This is a genomic window from Polynucleobacter wuianus, assembly GCF_001659725.1.
GTDB lineage: Bacteria > Pseudomonadota > Gammaproteobacteria > Burkholderiales > Burkholderiaceae > Polynucleobacter > Polynucleobacter wuianus.
In genome coordinates this window covers 2,208,987-2,232,205 of record NZ_CP015922.1, presented here as the reverse complement: position 1 = coordinate 2,232,205, position 23,219 = coordinate 2,208,987, and the positions used below count along the sequence as shown (strand labels likewise).

The 23,219-nt window shown below is 45.7% G+C and carries 20 protein-coding genes, 1 tRNA gene and 1 pseudogene; 18 read left to right on the top strand and 4 right to left on the bottom strand.

The annotated features are described in order from the left end of the window. The first annotated feature begins 190 nt into the window (after window positions 1-190). From rpmH to A8O14_RS11965, 7 genes and pseudogenes are all read left to right on the top strand, one after another. Window positions 191-325 (top strand): 50S ribosomal protein L34, encoded by a 135-nt coding sequence (rpmH, locus tag A8O14_RS11585; protein WP_011903922.1) that lies wholly within the window; start codon window positions 191-193, stop codon window positions 323-325. Between the two features lie 8 nt (window positions 326-333). Next, entirely contained in the window at window positions 334-651 is a 318-nt protein-coding gene (gene rnpA, locus A8O14_RS11475) for a ribonuclease P protein component (protein ID WP_082913182.1), read from the top strand. A 1-nt stretch (window position 652) separates the two neighbouring features. Next, entirely contained in the window at window positions 653-886 is a 234-nt protein-coding gene (gene yidD, locus A8O14_RS11580; protein ID WP_071608690.1) for a membrane protein insertion efficiency factor YidD, read from the top strand. 15 nt (window positions 887-901) lie between these two features. Beyond that, window positions 902-2,575 carry a membrane protein insertase YidC gene (gene yidC / locus A8O14_RS11470; protein WP_068949627.1) on the top strand — a complete coding sequence of 558 codons (1,674 nt, stop codon included), beginning with the start codon at window positions 902-904 and terminating at the stop codon, window positions 2,573-2,575. A 41-nt stretch (window positions 2,576-2,616) separates the two neighbouring features. After that, window positions 2,617-3,978, top strand: coding sequence for a tRNA uridine-5-carboxymethylaminomethyl(34) synthesis GTPase MnmE (mnmE, locus tag A8O14_RS11465; protein ID WP_068949845.1), 1,362 nt, complete (start codon window positions 2,617-2,619; stop codon window positions 3,976-3,978). A 102-nt stretch (window positions 3,979-4,080) separates the two neighbouring features. Continuing rightward, on the top strand, window positions 4,081-5,946 hold the full coding sequence (locus A8O14_RS11460; protein WP_068949626.1) for a phosphoenolpyruvate carboxykinase (GTP): 1,866 nt from the start codon (window positions 4,081-4,083) through the stop codon (window positions 5,944-5,946). 47 nt (window positions 5,947-5,993) lie between these two features. Then, window positions 5,994-7,091 (top strand): annotated as a pseudogene (locus A8O14_RS11965) (FAD-dependent oxidoreductase); the annotation flags it as partial. Here the strand turns inward: A8O14_RS11965 and A8O14_RS11455 are convergent. Both A8O14_RS11455 and dprA read right to left on the bottom strand, forming a co-directional pair. After that, window positions 7,055-9,718 carry a DNA topoisomerase III gene (locus tag A8O14_RS11455; protein WP_082913181.1) on the bottom strand — a complete coding sequence of 888 codons (2,664 nt, stop codon included), beginning with the start codon at window positions 9,716-9,718 and terminating at the stop codon, window positions 7,055-7,057. The pseudogene A8O14_RS11965 and the gene A8O14_RS11455 sit on opposite strands and share 37 nt — an antisense overlap. Before the next feature lie 218 nt (window positions 9,719-9,936). Then, window positions 9,937-10,602 (bottom strand): DNA-processing protein DprA, encoded by a 666-nt coding sequence (gene dprA / locus A8O14_RS11450; protein WP_099092320.1) that lies wholly within the window; start codon window positions 10,600-10,602, stop codon window positions 9,937-9,939. Window positions 10,603-10,678: 76 nt separating this feature from the next. Here dprA and def point away from each other — a divergent pair, with 76 nt between their 5' ends. The 8 genes from def to A8O14_RS11410 all read left to right on the top strand — a co-directional run bounded on the left by def (window position 10,679) and on the right by A8O14_RS11410 (window position 19,473). Next, a complete protein-coding gene (def, locus tag A8O14_RS11445) occupies window positions 10,679-11,194 on the top strand; it encodes a peptide deformylase (RefSeq protein ID WP_068949624.1) in 516 nt (171 codons plus the stop codon). Window positions 11,195-11,202: 8 nt separating this feature from the next. Then, complete coding sequence (gene fmt / locus A8O14_RS11440; protein WP_068949623.1) at window positions 11,203-12,207, top strand: methionyl-tRNA formyltransferase; 1,005 nt, start codon at window positions 11,203-11,205, stop codon at window positions 12,205-12,207. Then, window positions 12,204-13,517 (top strand): 16S rRNA (cytosine(967)-C(5))-methyltransferase RsmB, encoded by a 1,314-nt coding sequence (gene rsmB, locus A8O14_RS11435; RefSeq protein WP_228385081.1) that lies wholly within the window; start codon window positions 12,204-12,206, stop codon window positions 13,515-13,517. The genes fmt and rsmB overlap by 4 nt, the downstream gene beginning before the upstream one ends. Then, window positions 13,514-14,095 carry a DUF4390 domain-containing protein gene (locus A8O14_RS11430; RefSeq protein ID WP_068949622.1) on the top strand — a complete coding sequence of 194 codons (582 nt, stop codon included), beginning with the start codon at window positions 13,514-13,516 and terminating at the stop codon, window positions 14,093-14,095. Before rsmB ends, A8O14_RS11430 begins: the two co-directional genes overlap by 4 nt. Continuing rightward, window positions 14,092-16,389 (top strand): sensor histidine kinase, encoded by a 2,298-nt coding sequence (locus A8O14_RS11425; protein ID WP_068949621.1) that lies wholly within the window; start codon window positions 14,092-14,094, stop codon window positions 16,387-16,389. The genes A8O14_RS11430 and A8O14_RS11425 overlap by 4 nt, the downstream gene beginning before the upstream one ends. A gap of 2 nt (window positions 16,390-16,391) precedes the next feature. After that, window positions 16,392-17,075, top strand: coding sequence for a response regulator (locus A8O14_RS11420; RefSeq protein ID WP_068949620.1), 684 nt, complete (start codon window positions 16,392-16,394; stop codon window positions 17,073-17,075). Window positions 17,076-17,135: 60 nt separating this feature from the next. Further along, window positions 17,136-19,340 carry an OsmC domain/YcaO domain-containing protein gene (locus A8O14_RS11415; RefSeq protein WP_068949619.1) on the top strand — a complete coding sequence of 735 codons (2,205 nt, stop codon included), beginning with the start codon at window positions 17,136-17,138 and terminating at the stop codon, window positions 19,338-19,340. A 57-nt stretch (window positions 19,341-19,397) separates the two neighbouring features. Beyond that, a tRNA-Phe gene (locus A8O14_RS11410) sits at window positions 19,398-19,473 on the top strand. Between the two features lie 227 nt (window positions 19,474-19,700). On the opposite strand, the gene A8O14_RS11405 is transcribed toward A8O14_RS11410, so the two are convergent. Both A8O14_RS11405 and A8O14_RS11400 read right to left on the bottom strand, forming a co-directional pair. Further along, on the bottom strand, window positions 19,701-20,555 hold the full coding sequence (locus A8O14_RS11405) for a DUF6671 family protein (RefSeq protein WP_068949618.1): 855 nt from the start codon (window positions 20,553-20,555) through the stop codon (window positions 19,701-19,703). Between the two features lie 15 nt (window positions 20,556-20,570). Further along, window positions 20,571-21,530 carry a sodium-dependent bicarbonate transport family permease gene (locus A8O14_RS11400; protein ID WP_068949617.1) on the bottom strand — a complete coding sequence of 320 codons (960 nt, stop codon included), beginning with the start codon at window positions 21,528-21,530 and terminating at the stop codon, window positions 20,571-20,573. Window positions 21,531-21,613: 83 nt separating this feature from the next. On the opposite strand from A8O14_RS11400, the gene A8O14_RS11395 reads away from it, so the two are divergent. From A8O14_RS11395 to A8O14_RS11385, 3 genes are all read left to right on the top strand, one after another. Continuing rightward, the gene (locus A8O14_RS11395) at window positions 21,614-22,510 is read left to right on the top strand and encodes a LysR family transcriptional regulator (RefSeq protein ID WP_068949616.1); all 897 of its coding nucleotides are present in this window, start codon (window positions 21,614-21,616) and stop codon (window positions 22,508-22,510) included. A gap of 131 nt (window positions 22,511-22,641) precedes the next feature. Then, window positions 22,642-22,920 (top strand): BrnT family toxin, encoded by a 279-nt coding sequence (locus tag A8O14_RS11390; protein ID WP_068949842.1) that lies wholly within the window; start codon window positions 22,642-22,644, stop codon window positions 22,918-22,920. 5 nt (window positions 22,921-22,925) lie between these two features. Next, complete coding sequence (locus tag A8O14_RS11385; protein WP_228385080.1) at window positions 22,926-23,141, top strand: BrnA antitoxin family protein; 216 nt, start codon at window positions 22,926-22,928, stop codon at window positions 23,139-23,141. Window positions 23,142-23,219: the final 78 nt, after the last annotated feature.

Sequence of the window (23,219 nt, the reverse complement as noted above, 5' to 3'; positions counted from 1 at the left end):
AAGTTATCCACAAGGTAAAAAATCGTGGAAAAGCTGTGGATAACTTGTGAATAATTAAAAAAAATCTATATAAATTATGGTTTTACACAAAACAGGCTGAAAAATAGAGAAAAACACCTACATATTTAATGAGATGGATTGACCTTTTGCTCCGCAACAAGGAAAATACTTGGTTTTGCAGGGATCTATCATGAAAAGAACATATCAACCATCAGTAACACGCCGTAAGCGTACGCACGGTTTCCGCATTCGCATGAAAACCAAAAGCGGACGTGCAGTACTGAACGCCCGTCGCGCTAAGGGCCGTAAACGTTTGGCCGTGTAATCTAGCCATTGAACAGCGCAAGGATTTCTGAGTTACTCAAGACGCGCCCTAAAACAAATCTGTCTTGGAGTATTTATTCTGTGGGCGCTCCAAGCGGCGCAAAACCCGATCTAGGAATTGCAGTTGCCAAAAAGTTGGTAAAGCGCGCCGTAGATCGAAATCGCCTCAAGCGAATGATTCGCGAATTGGTTTGGACTGCACAAACAACAACATTAAATAATGATGTTGTAGTCAAACTCAAAAAGCCAATTGGTCGCAACACCCACGGTAGGCTCAGAAAAAAAGAGAAAGATCTCTTGCGATCTCAAGTGGCGGAGCTGATTTAAGGTGCGGGCCTCAAATAAAGCAGCTTTAAAGCTGGTAAAGCTTTATCAGATGTTGTTGAGCCCCTATTTTGGAATGCACTGCAAGTTTGTGCCTAGTTGTTCGCAATATGCGTGCGATTGCTTTAATCATTATGGGTTTTTCAAAAGCCTGGGCTTAATGGTGTGGCGCATCTTGCGTTGCAACCCTTGGTCACATGGCGGTTATGATCCTGCGGTAAAACAAACATCTCATTAATTTAAGTGAATACAAATGGACTTTAAAAAAACGATTCTTTGGGCTGTGTTTTCACTATCAGGTCTCATGCTTTACAACAACTGGCAAGTCCATGAGGGCAAGCCATCGATGTTTGGTGGTGCACCAGTAGCAGCACCAGCCGCTAATGACAAGGCGATTGCGGGAAACAAAGTAGATGTGCCATCGCAAATTGCTGGCTCAACTGCCACTACTGCAACACCAACTACAAACGTAGGCTCTATTGAGGGCGCAGAAAAGTTTGTATTGCAAAACGACGTACTCGTTTTAGAAGTTAGTGCAAGTGGCGCCAACATCGTCGATGCAAAACTACTTAAAGCCTTAACTGCAGAACAAAAGCCGGTTGAGCTTTTTCAATACACCCCAACACATAAGTATTTTGCAAGGTCCGGTTTAATTACTCTGAACAATAGTGATTTACCAAACCATACAAGCGTCTTCAAATTAGTGCAGTCTGGTAAGGATGGCTCGGGCAGACCATACCTAGTGCTAGCAAGCGAACGCAGCGGTGTAAAACTAGAAAAAACTTTTATTCTCAATCCAGGTAGCTATGTGGTTGAGGTTGGCCATCGCGTTTCTCAAGCATTTGCTAATACAAACCCCTTGGTTTTGTATACAGAAATTGTGCGCGATGGTATGCAAGAACAAAAAATTGGACCTTTTGGGGGCGCTTTCTCTGCCAGCACTTTTACTGGTCCTGCGGCGTATACCGACAAAGAAAAGTTTAATAAGCTTGAGTTCACGGCAATAGATAAAAATAAAATTACCATCCCAACCCAAGTGCCGGCCGGAGACCCGGCTTGGATCGCAATGGTTCAACATTATTTCGCTAGCGCTTGGATTCCGGGAGATAAGGCTGCTCGTGATATTTATGCCGGAAGAATTGATAACGGCTTATATCGAATTGGCATGCAAACCCCGCTAGGGGTTGTGGTCCCTGGATCTGTGGTTGTAGAAAAAGCGCAACTCTTCGTTGGGCCACAAGAAGAAAAAGTTTTAGAAACGATTGCTCCAGGCTTCGAATTATTAAAGGACTATGGCTATTTAACAATTCTTGCTAAACCTATTTTTTGGCTGCTAGAAAAAATTCACGGTTACGTTGGCAATTGGGGTTGGTCAATCATCTTGCTGACAATTTTGATTAAGCTGGTGTTCTTCCCTTTATCTGCGGCCAGCTACAAATCAATGGCGCGCATGAAAGAGGTGCAACCACGTTTGATGGCCATGAAAGAGCAATACAAGGGCGAGCCACAAAAACTCAATCAAGCCATGATGGAGATGTACCGCAAGGAAAAGATCAATCCATTGGGCGGATGTTTGCCAGTAGTAATTCAGATCCCAGTGTTCATTTCGCTGTACTGGGTGCTTTTGTCCTCCGTAGAAATGCGTGGCGCACCTTGGATCCTGTGGATTCATGACTTATCAGTGCCAGACCCTTTTTACATCTTGCCGGTGATCATGGCTGTGTCGATGTTTGCACAAACCAAACTTAACCCAACGCCTCCAGATCCAATTCAGGCAAAAGTCATGATGTACATGCCGATTGTATTTTCGATCATGTTCTTCTTCTTCCCTGCTGGATTAGTCTTGTACTGGGTTGTAAATAACTTGTTGTCAATTGCACAACAGTGGCAGATCAACAAAATGTTTGGCAAGAAGACCGCTAAATAATATTGTTGGCATAAAGATTTAATAGAAAACAGATAGCAATGATGACTCGTAAGTTGCCCATCATTGCTGTAGCCACTGCCCCAGGTAAGGCCGGGGTTGGTGTTGTTCGCATCAGCGGACAAAATTTAAAACCGATCATCAAGGCCCTTTTTCAAAGAGACCTCATACCTCGGCAAGCTACCTTGCGGAGTTTGCTTAATGCCAATGGACAACTTATAGATCAATTGGTGGCAATTTATTTTGTTGCGCCCGCCTCCTTTACTGGCGAAGATGTTTTGGAGTTGCAATGCCATGGCGGACCTCAACTACTTGAGTTAGTCATGAGACGCTGTCTTGAGCTAGGCAAGGAGGATGGCCTCGAAATTGCCGAGCCCGGAGAGTTCACTTTGCGCGCCTTTCTCAACAATAAAGTTGATTTGGCTCAGGCAGAAGCCATTGCGGATTTAATTGATGCACAAAGCGAGGCGGCTGTTCGTGGGGCTGCAAGGTCTTTGCAGGGCGCGTTTTCGGATGATATTAACGACCTGGTTGAAGAAATCACCCAGCTCAGAATATTGGTGGAATCGACTTTAGATTTTCCAGAAGAAGAAATTGAGTTTTTAGAAAATGCACAGGCTCGCGAAAGACTTGCTGCGGTAAAAACAAAGCTGCAGACTTTGCGCGATGGCGCAAAGCAAGGAAAAATATTGCGCGATGGCATACAACTGGTTTTGGCTGGGGCGCCCAACGTTGGTAAAAGTTCTTTACTTAACAGGTTGGCTGGGGAAGAGGTTGCTATTGTTACTCCGATTGCCGGCACTACACGTGATCGAGTGAAGGAAAGCATTCAGATCGATGGCGTTCCAATGCACATCATCGATACCGCTGGACTTAGGCAAACTTCGGATGAGGTTGAGGCAAAAGGAATAGAGCGCACTTGGGAGGCAATACGTTTGGCAGACCTAGTCATTTTTTTGACCGCCCCAAACGCAGAAAAAGAGTCAGACGATCTAAGGGCGCAAATTTTGGAGGCCTTACCCCCAAAGTGCCCTGTTTTGGAATTGGTAAATAAGGCTGATTTATTGGATAAAGAGCCTAGCCAGATCAAAATGGGTTGCCTGCTTATTTCTGCTAAAACTGGCCAAGGAGTCGATGCCCTGAAACAGAAAATCTTGGAAACGGTAGGCTGGAATGGGCCCCAAGAAGGCGCGATTGTGGCACGAAGACGCCATTTGGACTGTTTGGAGCGCGCCAGCGAGCATATTGCAAGATCAGAACAATTCGCAGCTAATGGCAACAATTCTCTTGAATTGTTCGCAGAAGAGCTCTTTTTGGCCCAAAATTACCTAGGGCAGATTACTGGAAAGTTGCTTCCAGATGATCTTTTGGGGAAGATTTTTAGCCAATTCTGCATTGGTAAGTAAAACCCCAAACTAAGCAAATGCCCCCTTTTGGGTAAACACGGCAAATATGTCCAAAATGTTAAAATCAACGGATTAAAAAATTCAATTTTCATAGGGAAACATATGACTTCAACTACCAGCAGCCAGATCAATGTGAATGCGCCTGCCTACGTAAAAAACAAGCGTTTGATTGAGTGGGTTGCCGAAGTGGCCGCCCTTACAAAACCAGATGCTATTCGCTGGTGTGATGGCTCCCAAGCCGAATACGACGAATTGTGTGAGCTCTTGGTGAGCGCAGGAGTTTTCAAGCGCCTCAATCCCGCAAAACGCAAAAATTCATTTTTAGCCCTCTCTGATCCAGAAGACGTGGCTCGTGTTGAAGATCGTACTTTTATTTGTTCTGCAAAAAAAGAAGATGCTGGTCCAACCAACAACTGGGTAGAGCCAAGCGAAATGCGTGCAACCCTAAACCCTTTGTTTGATGGTTGCATGCGGGGCAGAACAATGTACGTTGTCCCTTTCTCAATGGGTCCAATTGGTTCGCCAATTGCACATATTGGCGTTGAATTGTCAGACAGTCCTTATGTTGCTATCAACATGCGCTTAATGACCCGCATGGGTAAAGCAGTTATTGATCAGCTTGGTGCGGATGGTGAATTTGTTCCCTGTATCCACACTGTTGGCAAGCCATTGGCCGCCGGTGAAAAAGATGTTGCATGGCCAAACAATAAAACCAAATATATTGTTCACTACCCAGAGACCCGTGAAATTTGGTCCTTTGGTTCTGGCTACGGCGGCAATGCATTACTCGGTAAAAAATGTTTTGCCTTGCGCATTGCATCCAATATGGGCCGCGATCAAGGTTGGCTAGCAGAGCACATGTTGATTCTTGGTGTGACATCGCCCGAAGGCAAGAAATACCATATCGCCGCAGCGTTCCCATCTGCATGTGGAAAAACCAATTTCTCCATGATGATTCCACCAAAAGGATTTGATGGCTGGAAAGTAACCACCATTGGCGATGATATTGCTTGGATTAAGCCGCGCAAAGATTCTGTTACCGGCAAGACCCGTTTGTTCGCGATCAACCCAGAGTCTGGTTACTTCGGCGTTGCTCCAGGCACAAATCGTCAAACCAACCAAAACTGTATTGATTCATTAAATCAAGATGTGATTTTTACAAACGTTGGCCTAACTGATGACGGTGATGTTTGGTGGGAAGGTTTGACTGAAACCCCGCCAGCACACTTGATCGACTGGCAAGGCAAAGACTGGACTCCAGCAGACGGCGCTGCAGGTCGTAAGGCTGCCCATCCAAATTCACGTTTCACTGTGGCTGCAACAAACAACCCTGCAGTAGATCCAAAGTGGGATGATCCAGAAGGTGTACCAATTGATGCATTCTTGTTTGGCGGTCGCCGCTCAAACACTGTTCCTTTGGTCAGCGAGGCGCGTGACTGGGTAGAAGGCGTTTACATGGCTGCTACTTTGGGCTCTGAAACTACTGCCGCCATCACCGGACAGATTGGTGTGGTTCGCCGCGACCCATTCGCAATGATTGCATTTGCTGGTTACAACATGAGCGACTACTTCCAGCATTGGCTCAATATTGGCAAGAAGCTTCAAGCAGAAGGCGCCGTGTTGCCAAAAATCTATTGTGTGAACTGGTTCCGCAAAGATGAGAATGGTAAGTTTGTTTGGCCAGGCTTTGGCGAAAATATGCGTGTTCTCTCATGGATTTTGGATCGTGCCGAAGGCAAGGCGAGCGGCAAAGAAACTCCATTTGGTATTTGCCCAGAGCACACCGATATGCATTGGGGTGGCCTCGATTATTCTGCCGAGAAGTTTGCTAAAGCCATCCATGTTGCTGTTGATGACTGGAAAAATGAGTTAAAGCTTCATACGGAATTGTTCGAACACCTTGGCGAGCGTTTGCCTAAAGAGTTGAAAGAGACTCGCGCCAAGATCGAGCAACGCTTAAATGCGTAATCTGTAAAGCAAGCAGCAATACTTAACATTACATTTAGATTTAATTAATGACCAAACCCCAACACCATGACATCGTGGTGATTGGGGCAGGCATTTGCGGCGCAACCATTGCCAATGAGTTGCTCGAACGCGATAAAGATGTCTGCATTATTGATGCAGCAAACTCTCCTGCTAGCGCTTGTTCAAGCCATGCATATGCTATTGCTCATCCGCACATTGGAAAAGGCTCGCCACGTTTATTGCGCTTAACTCGCCTGGCATTTTTATTGGCAGAGGCCAGATGGGGCAGGGTTTGGCGGGCGCATGGCATTTTCCAGCCAACCAAAAAAGACAGAGAATTTAATCGGGCAGAAGTTTCTGCGCATTTACAGGCGCTCGATTTAAAAGAAGATATTGCAATCCCGCTGGATGTGAACGAGGCGGAAAAAATTTGTGGCATTAAACAAAGTGGTGTGTGGATTTCTCGGGGCGCATGCCTGAATTTATTAGAAGCAAGTAAGCAATTGCTACAAGAGCATGAGCGCCTGACGTGTCTTTGGAATACACAAGTTGCAAGGCTTGAGGAGCACGATGGTATTTGGCATTTATTGGATGCCCAAGATCAACTGCTTGTTACTGCCAAGAAAGTAGTTATCGCCGCGGCAATCGACAGCAAGCCCTTGATCAATAGCATTGGAGTACGCTTGCCTTTAAAGCCAGTGCGCGGACAGCTGAGTATTTTTTCCATTTATTCTGGTGATGCTTGGATAGAGAGGTTGCCTAAGGTCGGCATCTCTGGGGACGGCTATTGCCTGCCAGCAGAACAGCTTGAAGGTGGACATTACCGGTGGATTGTGGGCTCAAGCTTTGATGAGGGCGAAGATGATTTATCCCCAAGACAAGCCAGCAACGATTTTAATCGTGAGCAGGCTAAAGGTTTGGTGGACTACCCAAACGGTGACGTGAATAGCCTCATCAAGGACGGAGAATTTGTTGGCGTGCGCTGTGTTGCCGGCGATCGCCTCCCAATCATCGGCGCGCTGACTCAGCGACCAGGAATTTTCTTGGCCACCGCCTTGGGATCAAGGGGAATATTATGGTCGGCTTTAGCGGCCAAGCTGGTTACAGCTCAGCTACTGGAGGATGATTTTGCTTTGCTTGCGCGCTTAGGCTTTGCTGCTGACTTGGTGGCAGCGCTTGCACCAGCGCGCTTCTTAGCTGGAGCCTTAGTTGCGCCAGGCGCCTTAGCCTCAAATTCAAAACCGATTTTTCCATCAGCCCCTAGGGCTAAATAGGCTTTAAAGCCACGCCCAGTCCGGTTTGATTTGAAGTTGGTTAGGAGGTCAGTTTTGCCCTCTTTCAACAATTTCTGAATTTGCTCGTTTGACACCTCTTGTTGCAAAACAACCTTACCTGTTTTGAAATCACAAGATTTGCTTGGGCCAGTATTGTTTTCGCAAACGTAGCGCATGCCGTCTTCATATACGGCACCAGAACATTTTGGACATACACCAAGTGCCTGCCGACCCGTGAAATCAATCGCCTCGGTTTCATCATCTTGCGTATTGCCAAAATCAAACTCGAGTTTGAAGCCAGCATTTGGGTAGTCTGCATCATCTTCAGGAATTTCACTTAGCTTGATGATGGCTGCAAACGGACGACCGATTTTGCTGCGGAATCCTTGCAAAGGCCCAATTGTTTTTTCACGCAATAACTCTTCAACTTCAGGGTATTCAAAGGCGCGCCCACCAGGGGTTTTGCTAATCGTAAATCCGCATTTTTCACAAGCGAAGCGGCGGTAGTTTTCCTTTACTGGGCCCTTGCAGTGTGGGCACGGCGTGGTCATGGTGGCGTAGTCACCCGGAATGGTGTCGCTATCATATTCTTTAGCGCGCTTCACAATGCGCTGAGTCATTTGCGCAATCTCTTGCATAAATGTGTCGCGATTCATCTTGCCTTGCTCGATGAGTGAGAGCTTGTTTTCCCAGCTACCGGTTAAATCGGGACGTGTTAATTCTTCGACATCTAACCCGCGCAATAAAGTCATTAACTGAAATGCTTTTGCAGTGGGAATAAGTTCACGTGCCTCACGCACTATATATTTTTCAGCGAGCAATCCTTCGATAATGGCTGCTCGTGTTGCAGGAGTGCCAAGACCCTTCTCTGCCATGGCTTCGCGCATTTCATCATCATCAACCCATTTACCCGCGCTTTCCATTGCTGATAGCAAGGTTGCTTCGGTGTAGCGTGCAGGGGGCTTAGTTTTTAGAGGAACCGCAACAACGGATTCTGTCTGAACGGTTTCGCCTTCTTGCACTGGCACAAGCTCATCATCCGCTTGATTGGATTTGCCATAAACAGTTAGCCAGCCTGGGTTTACAAGTACACGACCTTCAGTTTTGAAGTGGTGGCCCGAGGCCTCGGTGATGCGAGTAGTTACACGGAACTCTGCTGCAGGATAAAACACCGCCAAAAAGCGACGTACTACCAAATCGTATAGTTTTGCCTCTGGCTCACTCAAGCTCTTTGGCGTTTCTAATGTGGGAATGATTGCAAAGTGATCGGAGATCTTGGAGTTATCAAAGATTCGTTTGTTTGGTTTTATCCAACCATAGCCCGCTTTTGCTTTCAGATCCTTAGGGTCGCCCTTCAAAATTTGTTTAGCAAATGAGCGATAGTCTTGCGAGTGTTCTGCAAGATTTTCCATAGTCTGCTTAACGGTATCTAAATAATCTTCGGGGAGTGCTTTTGCATCTGTTCGAGGATAGGTCAATACTTTGTGACGCTCATATAGAGCCTGCGCAAGACCCAAGGTATTTTTAGCGGAAAAGCCAAAGCGTGCGTTGGCTTCGCGTTGTAAGCTCGTTAAGTCAAATAATTGTGGCGCAAGCTGAGTTGCTGGCTTTGCTTCCTCAGTAACGGTTGCTTTTTTGCCGCGACATGCGGCTACGATACTTTGTGCTGCAGCTTCGCTCCACAGGCGATTCTCACGAGTATCTGGTTCGGTAACATCCTTCTTAAATTTTGGATCAAACCAACGGCCTTCATAAATGCCAGCAGCAGCTATGAATTCAGCTTTTACTTCCCAATAATCTTTCGACACAAATTTACGGATGAGCTCTTCGCGTTCAACAACAATCGATAGGGTAGGCGTTTGAACGCGACCTACCGTTGTTAAAAAGAATCCGCCACTCTTACTATTAAATGCCGTCATTGCCCGCGTGCCATTAATACCCACAAGCCAATCAGCTTCAGAGCGGCAACGAGCAGCATCAGCAAGTGGCTGCATGTCTTCATCAGTACGCAAGCTTGCAAAACCATCACGAATCGCCGCAGGCGTCATCGACTGTAGCCAAAGGCGCTTAACTGTTTGAGAGGCTTTTGCGTGTTGCGCAATGAGTCTAAAAATAAGCTCACCTTCACGCCCCGCGTCACATGCATTAATGAGCGAGGTGACGTCTTTTCTTTTGATAAGCTTTTGTAAAACTTTTAGACGCGACTCAGTTTTAGCGATTGGCCTTAAGTCAAAATAAGGCGGCACAACTGGGAGATTGGCAAAAGACCACTTGCCGCGTTTGACGTCATACTCCTCCGGCGCCGCGATTTCTAAAAGGTGGCCTACTGCAGACGAAATTAGGAACTCATCGTTTTCAAAATAGTCTTCGTGTTTGGTAAAGCCACCTAGGGCCTTTGCAATGTCATTGGCTACCGAAGGTTTTTCCGCAATGATCAGCGCCTTGGGTTGGTCCACGGATGAGGTCTTGGAGCTGCTTTTAGTAGATGCTTTAGCCACGCGTTTGCCTAAATTTGAGCCTGAATTAATGTTTTTAATGGGAGAAAAGGATGATCAATTTAAACCAAATCAGGATTTGGCCTATTGCAACCCCCTTTTTTATTATTAACCGATAAATCCTGAAAAGTCCAAAAAAGCCCTTTTCTAGACATTTCTAACCCCTTTTTGTCGTCCTTTTGCTGCATAAACCCCCCTTTAAGTTGTTCCAAATGCTGTTTTTAAGGAAAAGTAAGCTCTTCTAGAACGTCTTTGGGGTTTCGTACCAATTTGGCCCCTTGTTGAATAAGTTGATGACAGCCAGCAAAAAGAGGGTCATCAATGGGGCCTGGTAATGCAAAAACCTCTCGCCCAAGCTCTGCCGCAATGCGAGCGGTGATTAATGACCCTGATTTCTCCGCTGCCTCAATGACGAGAACTCCAAGCGATAGCGCCGCAATGATCCGGTTGCGCCTAGGAAAGTGAAAGGCTTTTGGGCCAACTCCCGGTGGTAATTCTGAAATCACTAGCCCCCTTGTTCGAATCGCATGTGCAAGGTGGCCATGCTCTTTTGGATAAGTGATATCAAGCCCTGTTCCGCATACTGCCACCGTGCTCGCCTTCGTGCCAAGGGCGGCGCGGTGAGCTGATCCGTCGATGCCCCTTGCAAGCCCTGAAATCACCGTAGCTCCTGCTGTGGCGATGAACTGGGCAAAGAGGTAAGCATTTTTGAGTCCTTGCGCGCTGGCATTGCGCGCGCCTACGATAGCAAGCATGGGCTTCCTAAGAAGCTCTAGGTCCCCAGTTATATATAGGCAATCCGGAGGATCAAAGAGATCCATGAGTCTACGGGGATAGCGTTTATCGTCCCGTTCAATTTTATGGATAAGGATTTTGTTTGGAGTCATGGCCATCACGCATTTTGAGTCGTGGGGAATTACGAACAATCGGGACAGACTGATTGCTCTGTTGGATAATTCCGACATGGCTTTGTTAACGGTCCTTTGTTACCCCGATCCGCGTTTGCATCAAGTTGCCAAACCAGTGGCTCAGGTAGACGCTCGCATTAAAAAAATTGTGGCCGATATGGCTGACACTATGTATGAGGCACCTGGTGTTGGCTTGGCTGCGACGCAGGTAGATATTCATGAACGCATTGTTGTGATTGATGTTTCCGATGAGCAAAATGAACTGAGAGTTTTTATTAATCCAGAAATTACATGGGCAAGCCCAGAAAAAAAATCGTGGCGCGAGGGATGCCTTTCTGTGCCTGAGTTTTATGACGAAGTAGAGCGTCCCGCACAAATACGCGTTAAGGCTTTGGACCTTGAAGGTAAAGAGTTTGAAATCGAGGCCGATGGATTGCTGGCCGTCTGTTTGCAGCACGAGCTAGATCATTTACAAGGTAAGGTATTTGTTGAGTACCTATCATTGCTCAAACGCAATCGCATCTCACAAAAAATGAAAAAGCGCGCTAAAGAGTTAGTAGGTCAGCGCTAAGCGCCTTCATGAAAATTGTCTTCGCCGGTACCCCCGAGTTTGCAGCGCAGGCAATGCGAGCAATTCATGATGCTGGTCATGAAATTGTGATGGCGCTTACTCAGCCAGATCGTCGTGCAGGCCGAGGCATGCACCTTCAAGCGAGTCCAGTCAAAGTATTTGCGTTAGAAAAAAATATACCTGTATTGCAGCCAGAAACACTCCGACGTAATAATGTTGACGAGAAGAAAAAATCACAAGCGGAAGAGGTTTATCAAAAGCTATCTCAAATCGACTTTGATGTCATGGTGGTTGTGGCTTATGGTTTGATATTGCCCCAAGAGATTTTAGATATTAGTGAGCGCCCGGGCAGATACGGTAGCTTTAATATTCACGCCTCACTTTTACCTCGCTGGCGTGGTGCAGCGCCTATTCAACGAGCCATTGAATCAGGCGATCGTAAAACAGGCGTGTGTATTATGCAGATGGATGCCGGCCTTGATACTGGCGACACTGTTTTAGTCGAAGAGCTTGCAATCGCTGATGATGAAACGAGCGGCACACTTCACGATCGGCTGGCTAAAATGGGCGCGAAGTTGATAGTGAAGTCACTCAACCAGTTACAAGATGGAAAAGACTTGGCTACCACCCCACAAGCAAATATTGGCGTGACCTACGCTGAAAAGATTCTGAAATCTGAAGCTGAGATTGATTGGAATCTTGATGCACAGCAGATTGCTGCCCGGATTCGGGCTTTTAACCCCTTTCCAGGGGCCACCACAAGCCTAAATGGTTTACCCATCAAGCTTTGGAATGCACGAATCTCAAAAGAAAATCATGGTCATTTGGCTAGCCCTGGTGAAGTGCTTGGCCTGAGTGATCAAGGTGTATGTGTTCAGTGTGGCTCTGGCTCGATTGAAGTGTTGGAAATGCAAAAGCCGGGAGGCAAAAGGATGAATGCAAAAACTGCTTTGCAAACATTCGAGGACATTGAAAAATCTTTGTGTTTTAAGTCGGGAGCTGATTCATTTTGATCTTGGGCGCCCCCCATAGCCTTCCTTTATCTGAAGCGATCACAATTGCTGCACAAGCAATTACTGAGGTGATGAGTGGCAGATCGCTCACGGAAGTTTTGGATCAACTAGAGGCTCACGAAAGACCCATTGTTCAAAGCCTCAGTTTTGATGCATTACGCAAATGGGTTCGTTCTCATGAATTGATAAAACAGTTCGTACCAAAAACACCGCCGCCAGAAGTAGATCATCTATTAAGTGTGGCGATTGCATTATTTGTGCACGATGGTTCTGAGGGCAAAGGCTATGCAACTCACACCATTGTTGATCAGGCGGTCAGGGCTTGTGGCGAGTACGACCAAACCATGTATGCCAAGGGCCTAGTAAACGCTGTGCTACGCAAGGTTAGTTTGGTCCTCCAGCCTCCAGAGGATAAGCCTTACTATCCGCCAGATCCTATTCCTATGTATGTGCCGGCATGGTGGCGTGCCAACCTGAAGCGCAATTATTCAAAAGCTTGGCAAGCGATTTTGTATGCTCAAGCAAAGCGTGCACCATTAATTTTGCGGGTGAACCAAAAACAATATACGCGCGAGCAATATCAAGTTTTATTAAGCGAAGCTGGCATTGCATCTTTTGCGATTGATTCTGTTGCGGGCATTTCTTTGCCAAGTGCACTGTTGGTTGCTAATCCTGTTCCCGTATCTGATCTACCTGGTTTTTATACGGGTGCAGCATCTGTACAAGATGCTGGAGCGCAAATAGCAGCCACCCTTCTGAATCCGCAAGCAGGTGATTTGATATTAGATGCATGTGCCGCGCCCGGGGGCAAGACAGCGCATTTATTAGAGTTGGCGGATTGTCAGATGGTGGCGCTGGAGTTAGACGGCACTCGTCTTGGAAAAATCGGAGGCAATTTAGATCGACTACGTTTGCATTCTGAAAAAGTAAAAGTGCAACGTGGTGATGCATCAAAAGCCGCCTGGTGGGATGGCGTCTTATTTGACAAAATTTTGCTTGATGCCCCGTGCTCAGCATCTGGCATTGTGTCTCGGCATCCAGATATACCTTTTTTACGCCGCGAAGCAGATGTAAAGTCTTTGCAGCACAAGCAGCGAGAAATTTTGACCCAAGCCTGGAAGATGCTTAAGTCCGATGGCTTGCTTTTGTACGTCACCTGCTCGGTATTTCCAGAGGAGGGTGAAGACCAGGCAGTTTGGTTTGCTCAGCAGCATAGCAATGCGGTACGATTAGGCGCTCCAGGACAGCTTTTGCCTACAGAAGCTAATGATGGTTTTTACTATGCCTTGTTTAAGAAAAATGGGCCATGAGCCAGCGAATTAAGCAATTTATCCTCTTGAGTTTGATGGCGTTGAGTATGTTTTCAACTGCTGTTAGCGCCGAGGGCATCAAAATCAAGTCCTTTGAACTCGAAAAGGCCGATAACGATTGGCTATTAAATGCGAGTTTCCAGATTGAGTTGTCACCAGGCTTAGAAGATGCCGTGCAAAAAGGCGTTGTCCTGTATTTTCAGACTGATTTTGAATTGTCGCGCTCGCGCTGGTATTGGTTTGATGAGAGACCTGTTGTTGCTCAAAGACAGTCGCGCCTGTCTTATCAGCCACTAACCCAACAATATCGGATCGCCTCCGATGGATTTACTTTTTCTGCCAAAACCATCTCTGAAGCATTGCAGGCAGTAGGAAGTATTGGTGGCTGGCGTGTGATTGAAGGCAATCAGCTTGATCCTAACAAGGCCTATACGGCGGGTCTACATATGTCTTTGGACTTAAGTAAGCTACCAAAACCTTTTCAGGTAAATGCTTTAAACAATCGAGAGTGGAATGTTTCCAGTGAATGGTTGCGTATACCTTTCTCTGCCAGCGGACCGAATCTAATTAAGCGATGACAGAGTCCATAGCACAACTTAAGCCTAGCTTTGTTGAGTCTAAAGTTTGGCGAAAAAAATTATTACCAGCAGCTATCGGTCTGATAGGGGCACTCGCATTGCTGTTACTGGTTTTGTTATCTGTTGCATCATCTAATACAGAATTCTTTGACCGTTACTTTATTTGGCTCTACGCCGCTAATATTGTGATTGGGGCATGTCTAACCCTCGTCATTATTGTTTTGGCGTTAGTAATTGCAGTGCGCTGGTATCGAGGACACTTTGGCACACGTTTAATTGCAAAGTTGGCAATGATTTTTGCATTGGTTGGGGTCGTTCCGGGCTTAATTTTATATGGCGTTTCTCTGCAATTCGTTTCTCGCAGTATTGAAACGTGGTTTGATGTCCAGGTTGAGTCGGCGCTGAACTCCGGCCTAGAGTTGGGACGAGTTACCTTACGAGTTGCTCAAGAAGAAATTTTGGCAGAGGGAAATTACATTGCCGAACAGGTAGTACAGGCTCCTTCGGGCTCAAGTTCTGAGCAGGTTGCGGCGATGGTCATGAAGATTCGGAGTCAGTTTGGCATTCAAGAGCTAAGTCTGTTCAGCATCCAGCGTAACTTGATTTTTACTAGTGAAGTAAAGCCTAAAAAATATTTACCGCCACCGAGTGCAGAAGTTATTACAGAGGCCTTTAAAAAGAAAGGCGTAACCTCCATAGACCAGATCGAGCTCGAAGGCCAGCGCAGCTACCGAGTCCGGGCGATCGTTCCGATTGTGCGTAAGAGGCCCATCCAAAGTAAAGCGGACTCTAGCAAAGATTTGGATGATCGATACTTTTTACAATTAGTTCGTTACATTCCTGTGCCGCTAGCAAAGAATATTTATGCAGTTGAATCTGCCTACAGCGATTATCAGGAGAAGTCCCTAGGACGCAGCGGTTTGCGCAAAATGTTTGTCGGCACTTTAACGTTGACACTATTCTTCGCTTTATTTGTCGCAGTAATTTTGGCCCTACTCTTGGGTCGCCAATTAGCCAAACCCTTACTAATGTTGCTCAAGGGAACCCAGGCAGTTGCCCAAGGAGATTTATCACCTAAGCCCGAGCTAGATACGGGTGATGAGCTGGGGATGCTCACGCGACAGTTTAATGTGATGACTCGACAATTAGCCGATACTCGTACCTCGCTTCAGGAGTCCAAGGCTTTCTTGGAAAGGGTATTAGGTAGCCTGACTGCGGGCGTTTGTATCTTTGATAAACACTACAACGTCGTTTCTAGCAATGCCGGCGCAGATCGCATCTTTGCTCAAGACTTAACCTTATTAGATGGCAAGCCCTTGAGCAGCAATTCTGCGCTAATTGAGTTTGAAGAGGCTATTAAAGAAGGCTTTGCAACCATGAAGCTTGCGATCGCTAGTGAAGGTGTGGGTAAGACTCAAATGTCAGCGCCAATATGGCAAAAACAAATTCAATTACATACTACTAGTGAATATGAAAATGAATTAGGTGTTACTTTATTTGTACGAGGTACGCAGTTAACAGACGATTTCCGCATGGTGGTTTTCGATGACATTACTGACGTAGTGAGCGCACAAAGATCGATTGCATGGAGTGAAGTTGCAAGGCGACTGGCACATGAGATTAAAAATCCTCTAACACCGATTCAGCTTTCTGCAGAACGCTTGCAGCATAAACTTGCTGGCAAGCTGAGCCCGGAGCAAGAAGAGATGATTAATCGCAGCACAGAGACCATCATTGGCCAGGTACAGGCAATGAAAGAAATGGTGAATGACTTCAGGGATTTTGCGAAGACCCCAACGCCACAACTCAAGCCGGTTTCTATTAATATGCTGACAACTGAGATATTGGGCTTATATGAGGGCAGCCCTTTACGAACCCAACTAGATCCAAACTGTCCAAGCATCATGGGCGATCCTACTCAGTTGCGGCAGGTGATACATAATCTGCTCCAGAATGCTCAAGACGCGGCTCTTGAGGGTAATCATCAGGCTGAGCCAGTTGACGTAAAAACAGAGTTGGTATCTTATGGCGAACAAAGTGGTGCTGAACAAAAGGCTGTGCGTTTAACAATAAGTGATTGTGGAGTTGGATTTCCAGCTAAGATATTGGCAAGAGCATTTGAACCTTATGTCACTACGAAGAGCAAGGGCACGGGATTGGGTCTAGCGGTTGTGAAAAAAATAATTGATGATCACGGCGCCAAAATAGAAATCCGAAACCGTATGCAGGGAGAAGAGGTGATCGGTGCGCAAGTATCAATTTTGTTTATGAACTTAGCAAAAGAGGCAGCCTAGCTATGGCTAGTATTTTGGTCGTTGATGATGAGATGGGAATTCGTGAGCTTCTCAATGAGATTCTGACGGATGAGGGCCATACTGTATACGCGGCAGAGAGCGCAGTTCAGGCCCGCACGATTCGCGAACAAATGCGCCCCGACTTGGTCTTGCTTGACATCTGGATGCCAGATACTGATGGCATTACTTTATTAAAAGAGTGGTCAAAGACGGGCCAACTCACCATGCCAGTTGTGATGATGTCTGGTCATGCCACGATTGATACTGCAGTTGAGGCCACTCGCATTGGCGCCTTAAACTTTTTAGAAAAACCGATCGCATTACAAAAACTACTCAAGACGGTTAGCAAGGCCTTAGAGAGCTCACCAAAATATATTGAGCCAGCAGAAGAGAAAGCGGTTCAGTCTGGAGCCCCTACTGGGCTTGCCCCAAAGCCAGTCAGTGCAGAGCTTGCGGCGGCACCATTGGAGGGTGAGTACATCAGTGGCATAGCTAAAACCTATTTTGATCTGCCACTCAGAGAAGCTAGAGATCTTTTTGAGAAAGCATATTTTGAGCATCAAATGCAAATCATGGGCGGCAGCATGACCAAGATCTCAGAGTACACGGGGCTTGAGAGAACACATTTATATCGAAAGCTCAAAGCGCTGGGAATTGATACCTCTCGAAACAAGGGCGAGCAATAGGCCTTAATTTGTGGAGTGGTTTGCTTTCATTAGCCACAATCCCTATTCGGAATTATTCCCATGGAAATTAAAGTCAACTTTCTCGATAAGCTTCGGCTTGAGGCTAAGTTTGACGACTTCACGGTGGTTGCTGATCAGCCCATAAGATATAAGGGCGATGGCTCGGCTCCCGGACCGTTCGATTACTTTCTTGCCTCATCGGCTTTATGTGCAGCCTATTTTGTGAAGCTGTATTGCGAGACACGTAATATTTCTACGGAAAATATTCGCCTCTCACAGAACAATATTGTTGATCCCGAAAATCGGTACCAACAGATCTTTAAGATACAGGTTGAGCTGCCACAAGATATTTCTCCGACCGATCGTCAAGGCATCTTGTGCTCCATAGAGCGCTGCACAGTCAAAAAGGTGGTGCAAGCAGGGCCAGAGTTTGTGATTGAGGAGGTTAAAAATCTAGATGCGGATGCTCAAAGTCTGCTGACTGTGAGGCCGGCGTCTGACGCAAGCACCTATATAGTTGGTAAAGATCTGCCGCTAGAGCAAACCATTGCCAATATGACTCGAGTGCTTGCAGATCTCGGCATCAAGATTGAGATTGCTTCATGGCGCAACCTCATTCCTAATGTCTGGTCTTTGCATATTCGGGATGCGCATTCGCCTATGTGTTTTACCAACGGTAAAGGGGCCACAAAGGAAAGTGCTCTTGCATCTGCTTTGGGGGAGTATATCGAGCGACTGAGCAATAACCATTTTTATGCTGGCGCATATTGGGGCGAAGATATTGCCAATGGAGTATTTGTGCATTACCCGAATGAGCAATGGTTTAAGCCGAGCGCTAAAGATGCATTACCTAAAGAAATTTTGGATGACTATTGCCTAAAGATTTTTGATCCTGATGGTGATTTGCGCAGCTCACATTTGGTTGATACGAATTCTGGCAATGCCCAGCGCGGTATTTGCTCGCTACCTTATGTGCGTCAGTCAGATGGCAAGACTGTATATTTTCCATCCAACCTAATTGAAAATCTGTATGTCAGTAATGGCATGAGTGCAGGCAATACATTGGCAGAGGCACAAGTGCAATGCTTATCAGAAATTTTTGAGCGTGCAGTCAAGCGTGAAATTCTGGAGGGTGAGATCTCCTTGCCCGATGTGCCGCAAGCAGTGCTTGAGAAGTATCCAAAGATTTTGGCGGGTATTCAGGGCTTAGAGGAGCAAGGCTTTCCAGTCTTGGTTAAGGACGCTTCACTCGGGGGTGTTTATCCAGTCATGTGTGTAACCCTGATGAATCGTCGCACCGGAGGAGTGTTTGCTTCTTTCGGCGCGCACCCCAGCCTAGAAGTTGCCTTAGAGCGGAGCCTGACCGAGCTCTTGCAGGGCCGTAGCTTGGAGGGCTTGAATGATTTACCCTCACCCACCTTTACAAGTGAAGCAGTCACAGAGCCAAACAACTTTGTTGAACACTTTATTGATTCGAGTGGCATTGTGTCCTGGAGATTTTTCAGTGCGAAATCAGATTACAAATTTGTTGAGTGGGATTTCTCAGGTGAAGGCGAGAGCTCTAATGATCAAGAAGCAGCCACATTGTTTGGCATTCTTCAGGATATGGGCAAGGAAGCCTATGTTGCAATATATGATCAGCTAGGTGCAGTCGCATGTCGAATTTTGGTACCAGGCTACTCCGAAATTTACCCAATAGAGGACCTGATTTGGGATAACACCAACAAGGCGCTGTTATTCCGCGCCGATATCTTGAATCTACATTCTCTAGATGATGAAAAACTAAGTGGATTACTTGAGCGTTTAGAGAATAACGAATTAGATGAGTATGGCGATATCGCCACATTAATCGGCATCGAGTTTGATGAGAATACTCCGTGGGGTCAGCTGACAGTATTAGAGTTAAAGCTACTGATTCATCTTGCTTTAAAGCAGTTTGAGGAAGCCCATGAACTCGTTGGCGCCTTCTTGCAATACAACGACAACACTGTTGAGCGTAGGTTGTTTTATCAAGCCTTAAATGCTGTACTCGAGATTTTGTTAGATGATGAATTAGAGTTGAATGACTATTTGGTGAATTTGCGCAGAATGTTCGGCGATGAGAGAATGGACGCTGTAATAGGTTCAGTAGATGGCGATGTGCGTTTTTATGGCCTATGCCCAACTAGCATCAAGCTGGAAGGTCTTGAGAGACATCAGCGTTTGATCGATAGCTACAGAAAATTGCATGTGGCTCGGTCAAAGGCTGTCACTACCACCACTTAGCTACAGTTAAGCCGTTTTTTGGGCAGGAATGCACTTTCATTTATAATTCCCAGTCTTGGCCTGGTAGCTCAGTCGGTAGAGCAGAGGATTGAAAATCCTTGTGTCGGTGGTTCGATTCCGCCCCGGGCCACCAAGAATCTTAATAGCCCACTTGTTGGGCTATTTTTATTAGAAGCTGTTGATGGCGTCTCTACCTTGATCTTAGCGTAGTCGGTCAGTTTCCACAGATTCAATCTGTCAATCAGGATGTCTCCACTCTGGTTTTAGACTGGGATATCAGGGTCATCAAATGTCCTTTAAAAGGACACGTCAATTAGACATCCCTGCGTCAGTCGATGTCGTTTTAAACGACAAATATATTTAGGGATTACAGTAATCGCACTTTGATGGATCCGCCTTGATTTGATCCAGCAACATTTCTTCTTTTTTGTACGCACACTTTACGCATGACCATACATTAGCTATTGGCAGATTTGTTGGCGCTTCACAGCTAGAGCATGGCAAGCCCTTCTTTCTTTCTGTGATCCAGAAGCCAGGTGACTCACACTCTGGGCATACAGAATTCATCTTTCTTGAGAGATCTTGTGTAGCTTTCAATATGTTGGCCATACGCGTGGGATTGGTATGTGCTCTTAAATCATTCTCTACAAATACATTTCCCTTTTTTGAAAGGTTAGTTGCCCAATCGAACGCTTCTTTCAAAGACTCAAGATCTTTGATTCCTTTACGACACTCTGGGTGATATTCATCATCAGGTCGAACGACTAATTGATGGGTAGTAAATTGTGCCTCTGAAAGAAGCGCATTTAATTCATCCCAACTTGATACTTGCCGGCTGGTGCTTTGAGCGTGCCCGCCAAAAAAACCAATAACTTCAAGTTTGCGTATGTCATCTATTAAAACTACTAACTCGTAATTCCAAGCAAGCATGCCCGTATAGGGATCATTATCAAAAGCACCTTCGCTGGCAATGCCAAGCATAGAACCTGATAATTCCATTCCAACCCTAGCCTTTTTTCTGGCGGCATCTAGTTGGGAGCCATATCTTGGAATATCTCTAGTAAAGGTACCTAGTTCGTCTGTGTCATACCCAGAGATATGGACAACTTCTAAGCCATTAGAGTCAAGGAGTTGTGGACAAATGACCGACTCTTTGCCATGTTGAGTTAGCAAACTCGCCTTGAGTCCAGAATAGGGTTTTGGATGAGTTAGCATTTTATTTGGATGTTTTTAAACAAAATATTTGGCTACTGCGCTATAGATTGGAATGCCTAAGATAATATTTAAAGGGAAGGTGATGCCAAGGGACATGCCCATATACAAGGCTGGACTTACCTCGGGCATTGCATGGCGCAATACTGCTGGAACCGCAATATAAGAAGCGCTTGCCGCCAAAATCATCAAAAGGATCGTATCTCCCAGAGAGATATGAAATATATGGCATAAACCCAAGGCAATCATCGCATGGGTAGGCGGCGCAATGAAGGCATAAGCTAAAGTCACCGAAGGCTTACCTTTGAGCTCCCCTAAACTCTTGGCGGCAAGCAATCCCATATCGAGCAAGAAGAATGCTAATAAACCCTTAAATAAATCAATCGAAAAGGGCGCCATGACTTTGTGACCCGAATCACCTGAAATGAGCCCTACTACTAAGGCTCCTAATAAGAGTAGTTGCCCACCATCAGTAAATGATTCGTGAAGTATCTTGCCCAATGAAGTGTGGCCACTGGCATTGCCTGAGCGTTGTTGACGAATTCTGTTGGCAAGAATGATGGCGATGATGATGGCGGGTGACTCCATGAGGGCCATTGCCGCGGCCATGTGTCCGCCATAACTAATACCGCTTTGATCTAAGACCTGTGTAGTAGTAATAAAAGTAACCGCACTAATAGATCCGTAAGTAGCGGCAATCGCGGCGGCATCCAGTTTATCTAGTTTGTATTTAAGAAAGTTGTAGCCCAATAGCGGAATGGCTATTGCTAAAGTGATCGCCAGACCAAGACTAATAGCAATCTCAGGAGTAAAGCCTGATTTGTTTAAAGCAAATCCACCTTTTAATCCCAGAGCCATCAGTAGATATAGCGAAAGAAATCGAGAAATGGGCTGTGGAATTTCTAAATTGGATTTCACTAGGCCCGCAAAGATGCCGAAGATGAAAAAGAGGATGGTGGGATCTAGCAAGATATTCATAAATTGTCCTTTGAGGTGATCTTAGGGAAATTTATATGTAAAGTAAAATCGATATTAATACGTTTATATATAGGTAAATGCTGATGAATATTACTTTTAGGCAGTTAAGACTATTTCTAGCGCTGGCTGAGACTAGAAGTGTCAGTGCGGCGGCGCGGATGGTTCATGTTACCCAACCAACGGCCTCTATGGGCTTAAAAGAAATTACGGATGCTGTTGGAGTGCCTCTCTACGAAGTGGTAGCCAGGAAAGTACATTTAACGCAAATGGGTCATGAGTTGGCTAAGACGGCTCGTGCGATTTCTGGGGAGTGGGATTCTTTCGAACAGCAAGTTAATAGCGTCAAAGGGTTAACACGAGGAAAGTTAAAAGTAGCAGTGGTAAGTACTGCTAAATATTTCATTCCCAGAATATTGGGAACTTTTTGCGCGAAGTATCCTCAAATCGATATTTCTCTAGAGGTGCTCAATCGTGATGGTGTAGTGAAAAGATTGGAAGAAAACTTGGATGATCTTTACATCATGTCCCAGCCACCACTTCATGTTGATATAGAGGACGAAGTGTTTATGCCCAACCCTTTGTTATTAGTTGCCCCAAAAGATCATGCTTTTGCCAAAAAAAAGAATATTGATATCAGTGCGCTTAAGAGTGAAAAGTTTATTTTTAGAGAAAAGGGCTCTGGTACAAGAATGGCAACGGATGCTCACCTTAAGCGACTAAAGTTCAAGCCTGATGTTAGGTTAGAGCTAGGGAGCAATGAGGCAATTAAACAGGCAGTTATAGGTGGTCTCGGTATCGCAGTTCTATCCAAGTATTCTCTTGGTGATAAGACTGACCAAGAAGAGGTTGCCATACTGAAATGTAAAGAATTTCCTATTGAATCAAGCTGGCACCTTGTGAGCCCCAAAGGCAAAAAGTTATCTCCAATAGCCACAATCTTTAAGAAGCATCTATCTCAACAGGCTAAAAGTTGGAAATAGGATCGGCATCCTAGGCCCTGGTCGATTCCGCCCCGGGCCACCAAACTCAAATAATGCCCTGCTTCGTGCGGGGCATTTTCTTTTGGTCAGGCGGACTTGCTCCTTCTAATCAACATATGTACAATGTACATATGACTTCGTTACGATTTGAATGGGAACCCAGAAAAGCTTCAGCTAATCTAAAGAAACACGGCATTTCTTTTGAAGAAGCGAAATCTGTGTTTTATGATGAAAGTGCTAAGTTAATTTCCGATCCCGATCATTCGGAGGATGAAGACAGATTTATCTTGCTGGGAGTAAGCCATTCTCTTCGTGTAATTTTGGTTTGCCATTGCTATCGAAGCGAGGGTAATGTCGTTCGTATTATTTCGGCTCGCAAGGCAACCCCTAAAGAGTCAAAAGCTTATTAAAGGTGATGAAGATGCGTAAAGAATATGATTTCTCAAAAGCTCGTAAAAATCCATATGCTTCTATGCTCAAGAAGCCCATTACGATTAGATTGGATGAGGATTCAGTGAGTTACTTCAAATCTGTATCAGAAGAAGTTGGAATTCCTTATCAAAGCCTCATTAATCTCTATTTGAGAGATTGTGCCGCTTCGCATAAGAAATTGAACCTTAGCTGGAAGTAGTCTAGAACTAGAGTCAGGCATCTTGTAGCCCTGGTCGATTCCGCCCCGGGCCACCAAGAAATACCAAAACCACCTTCG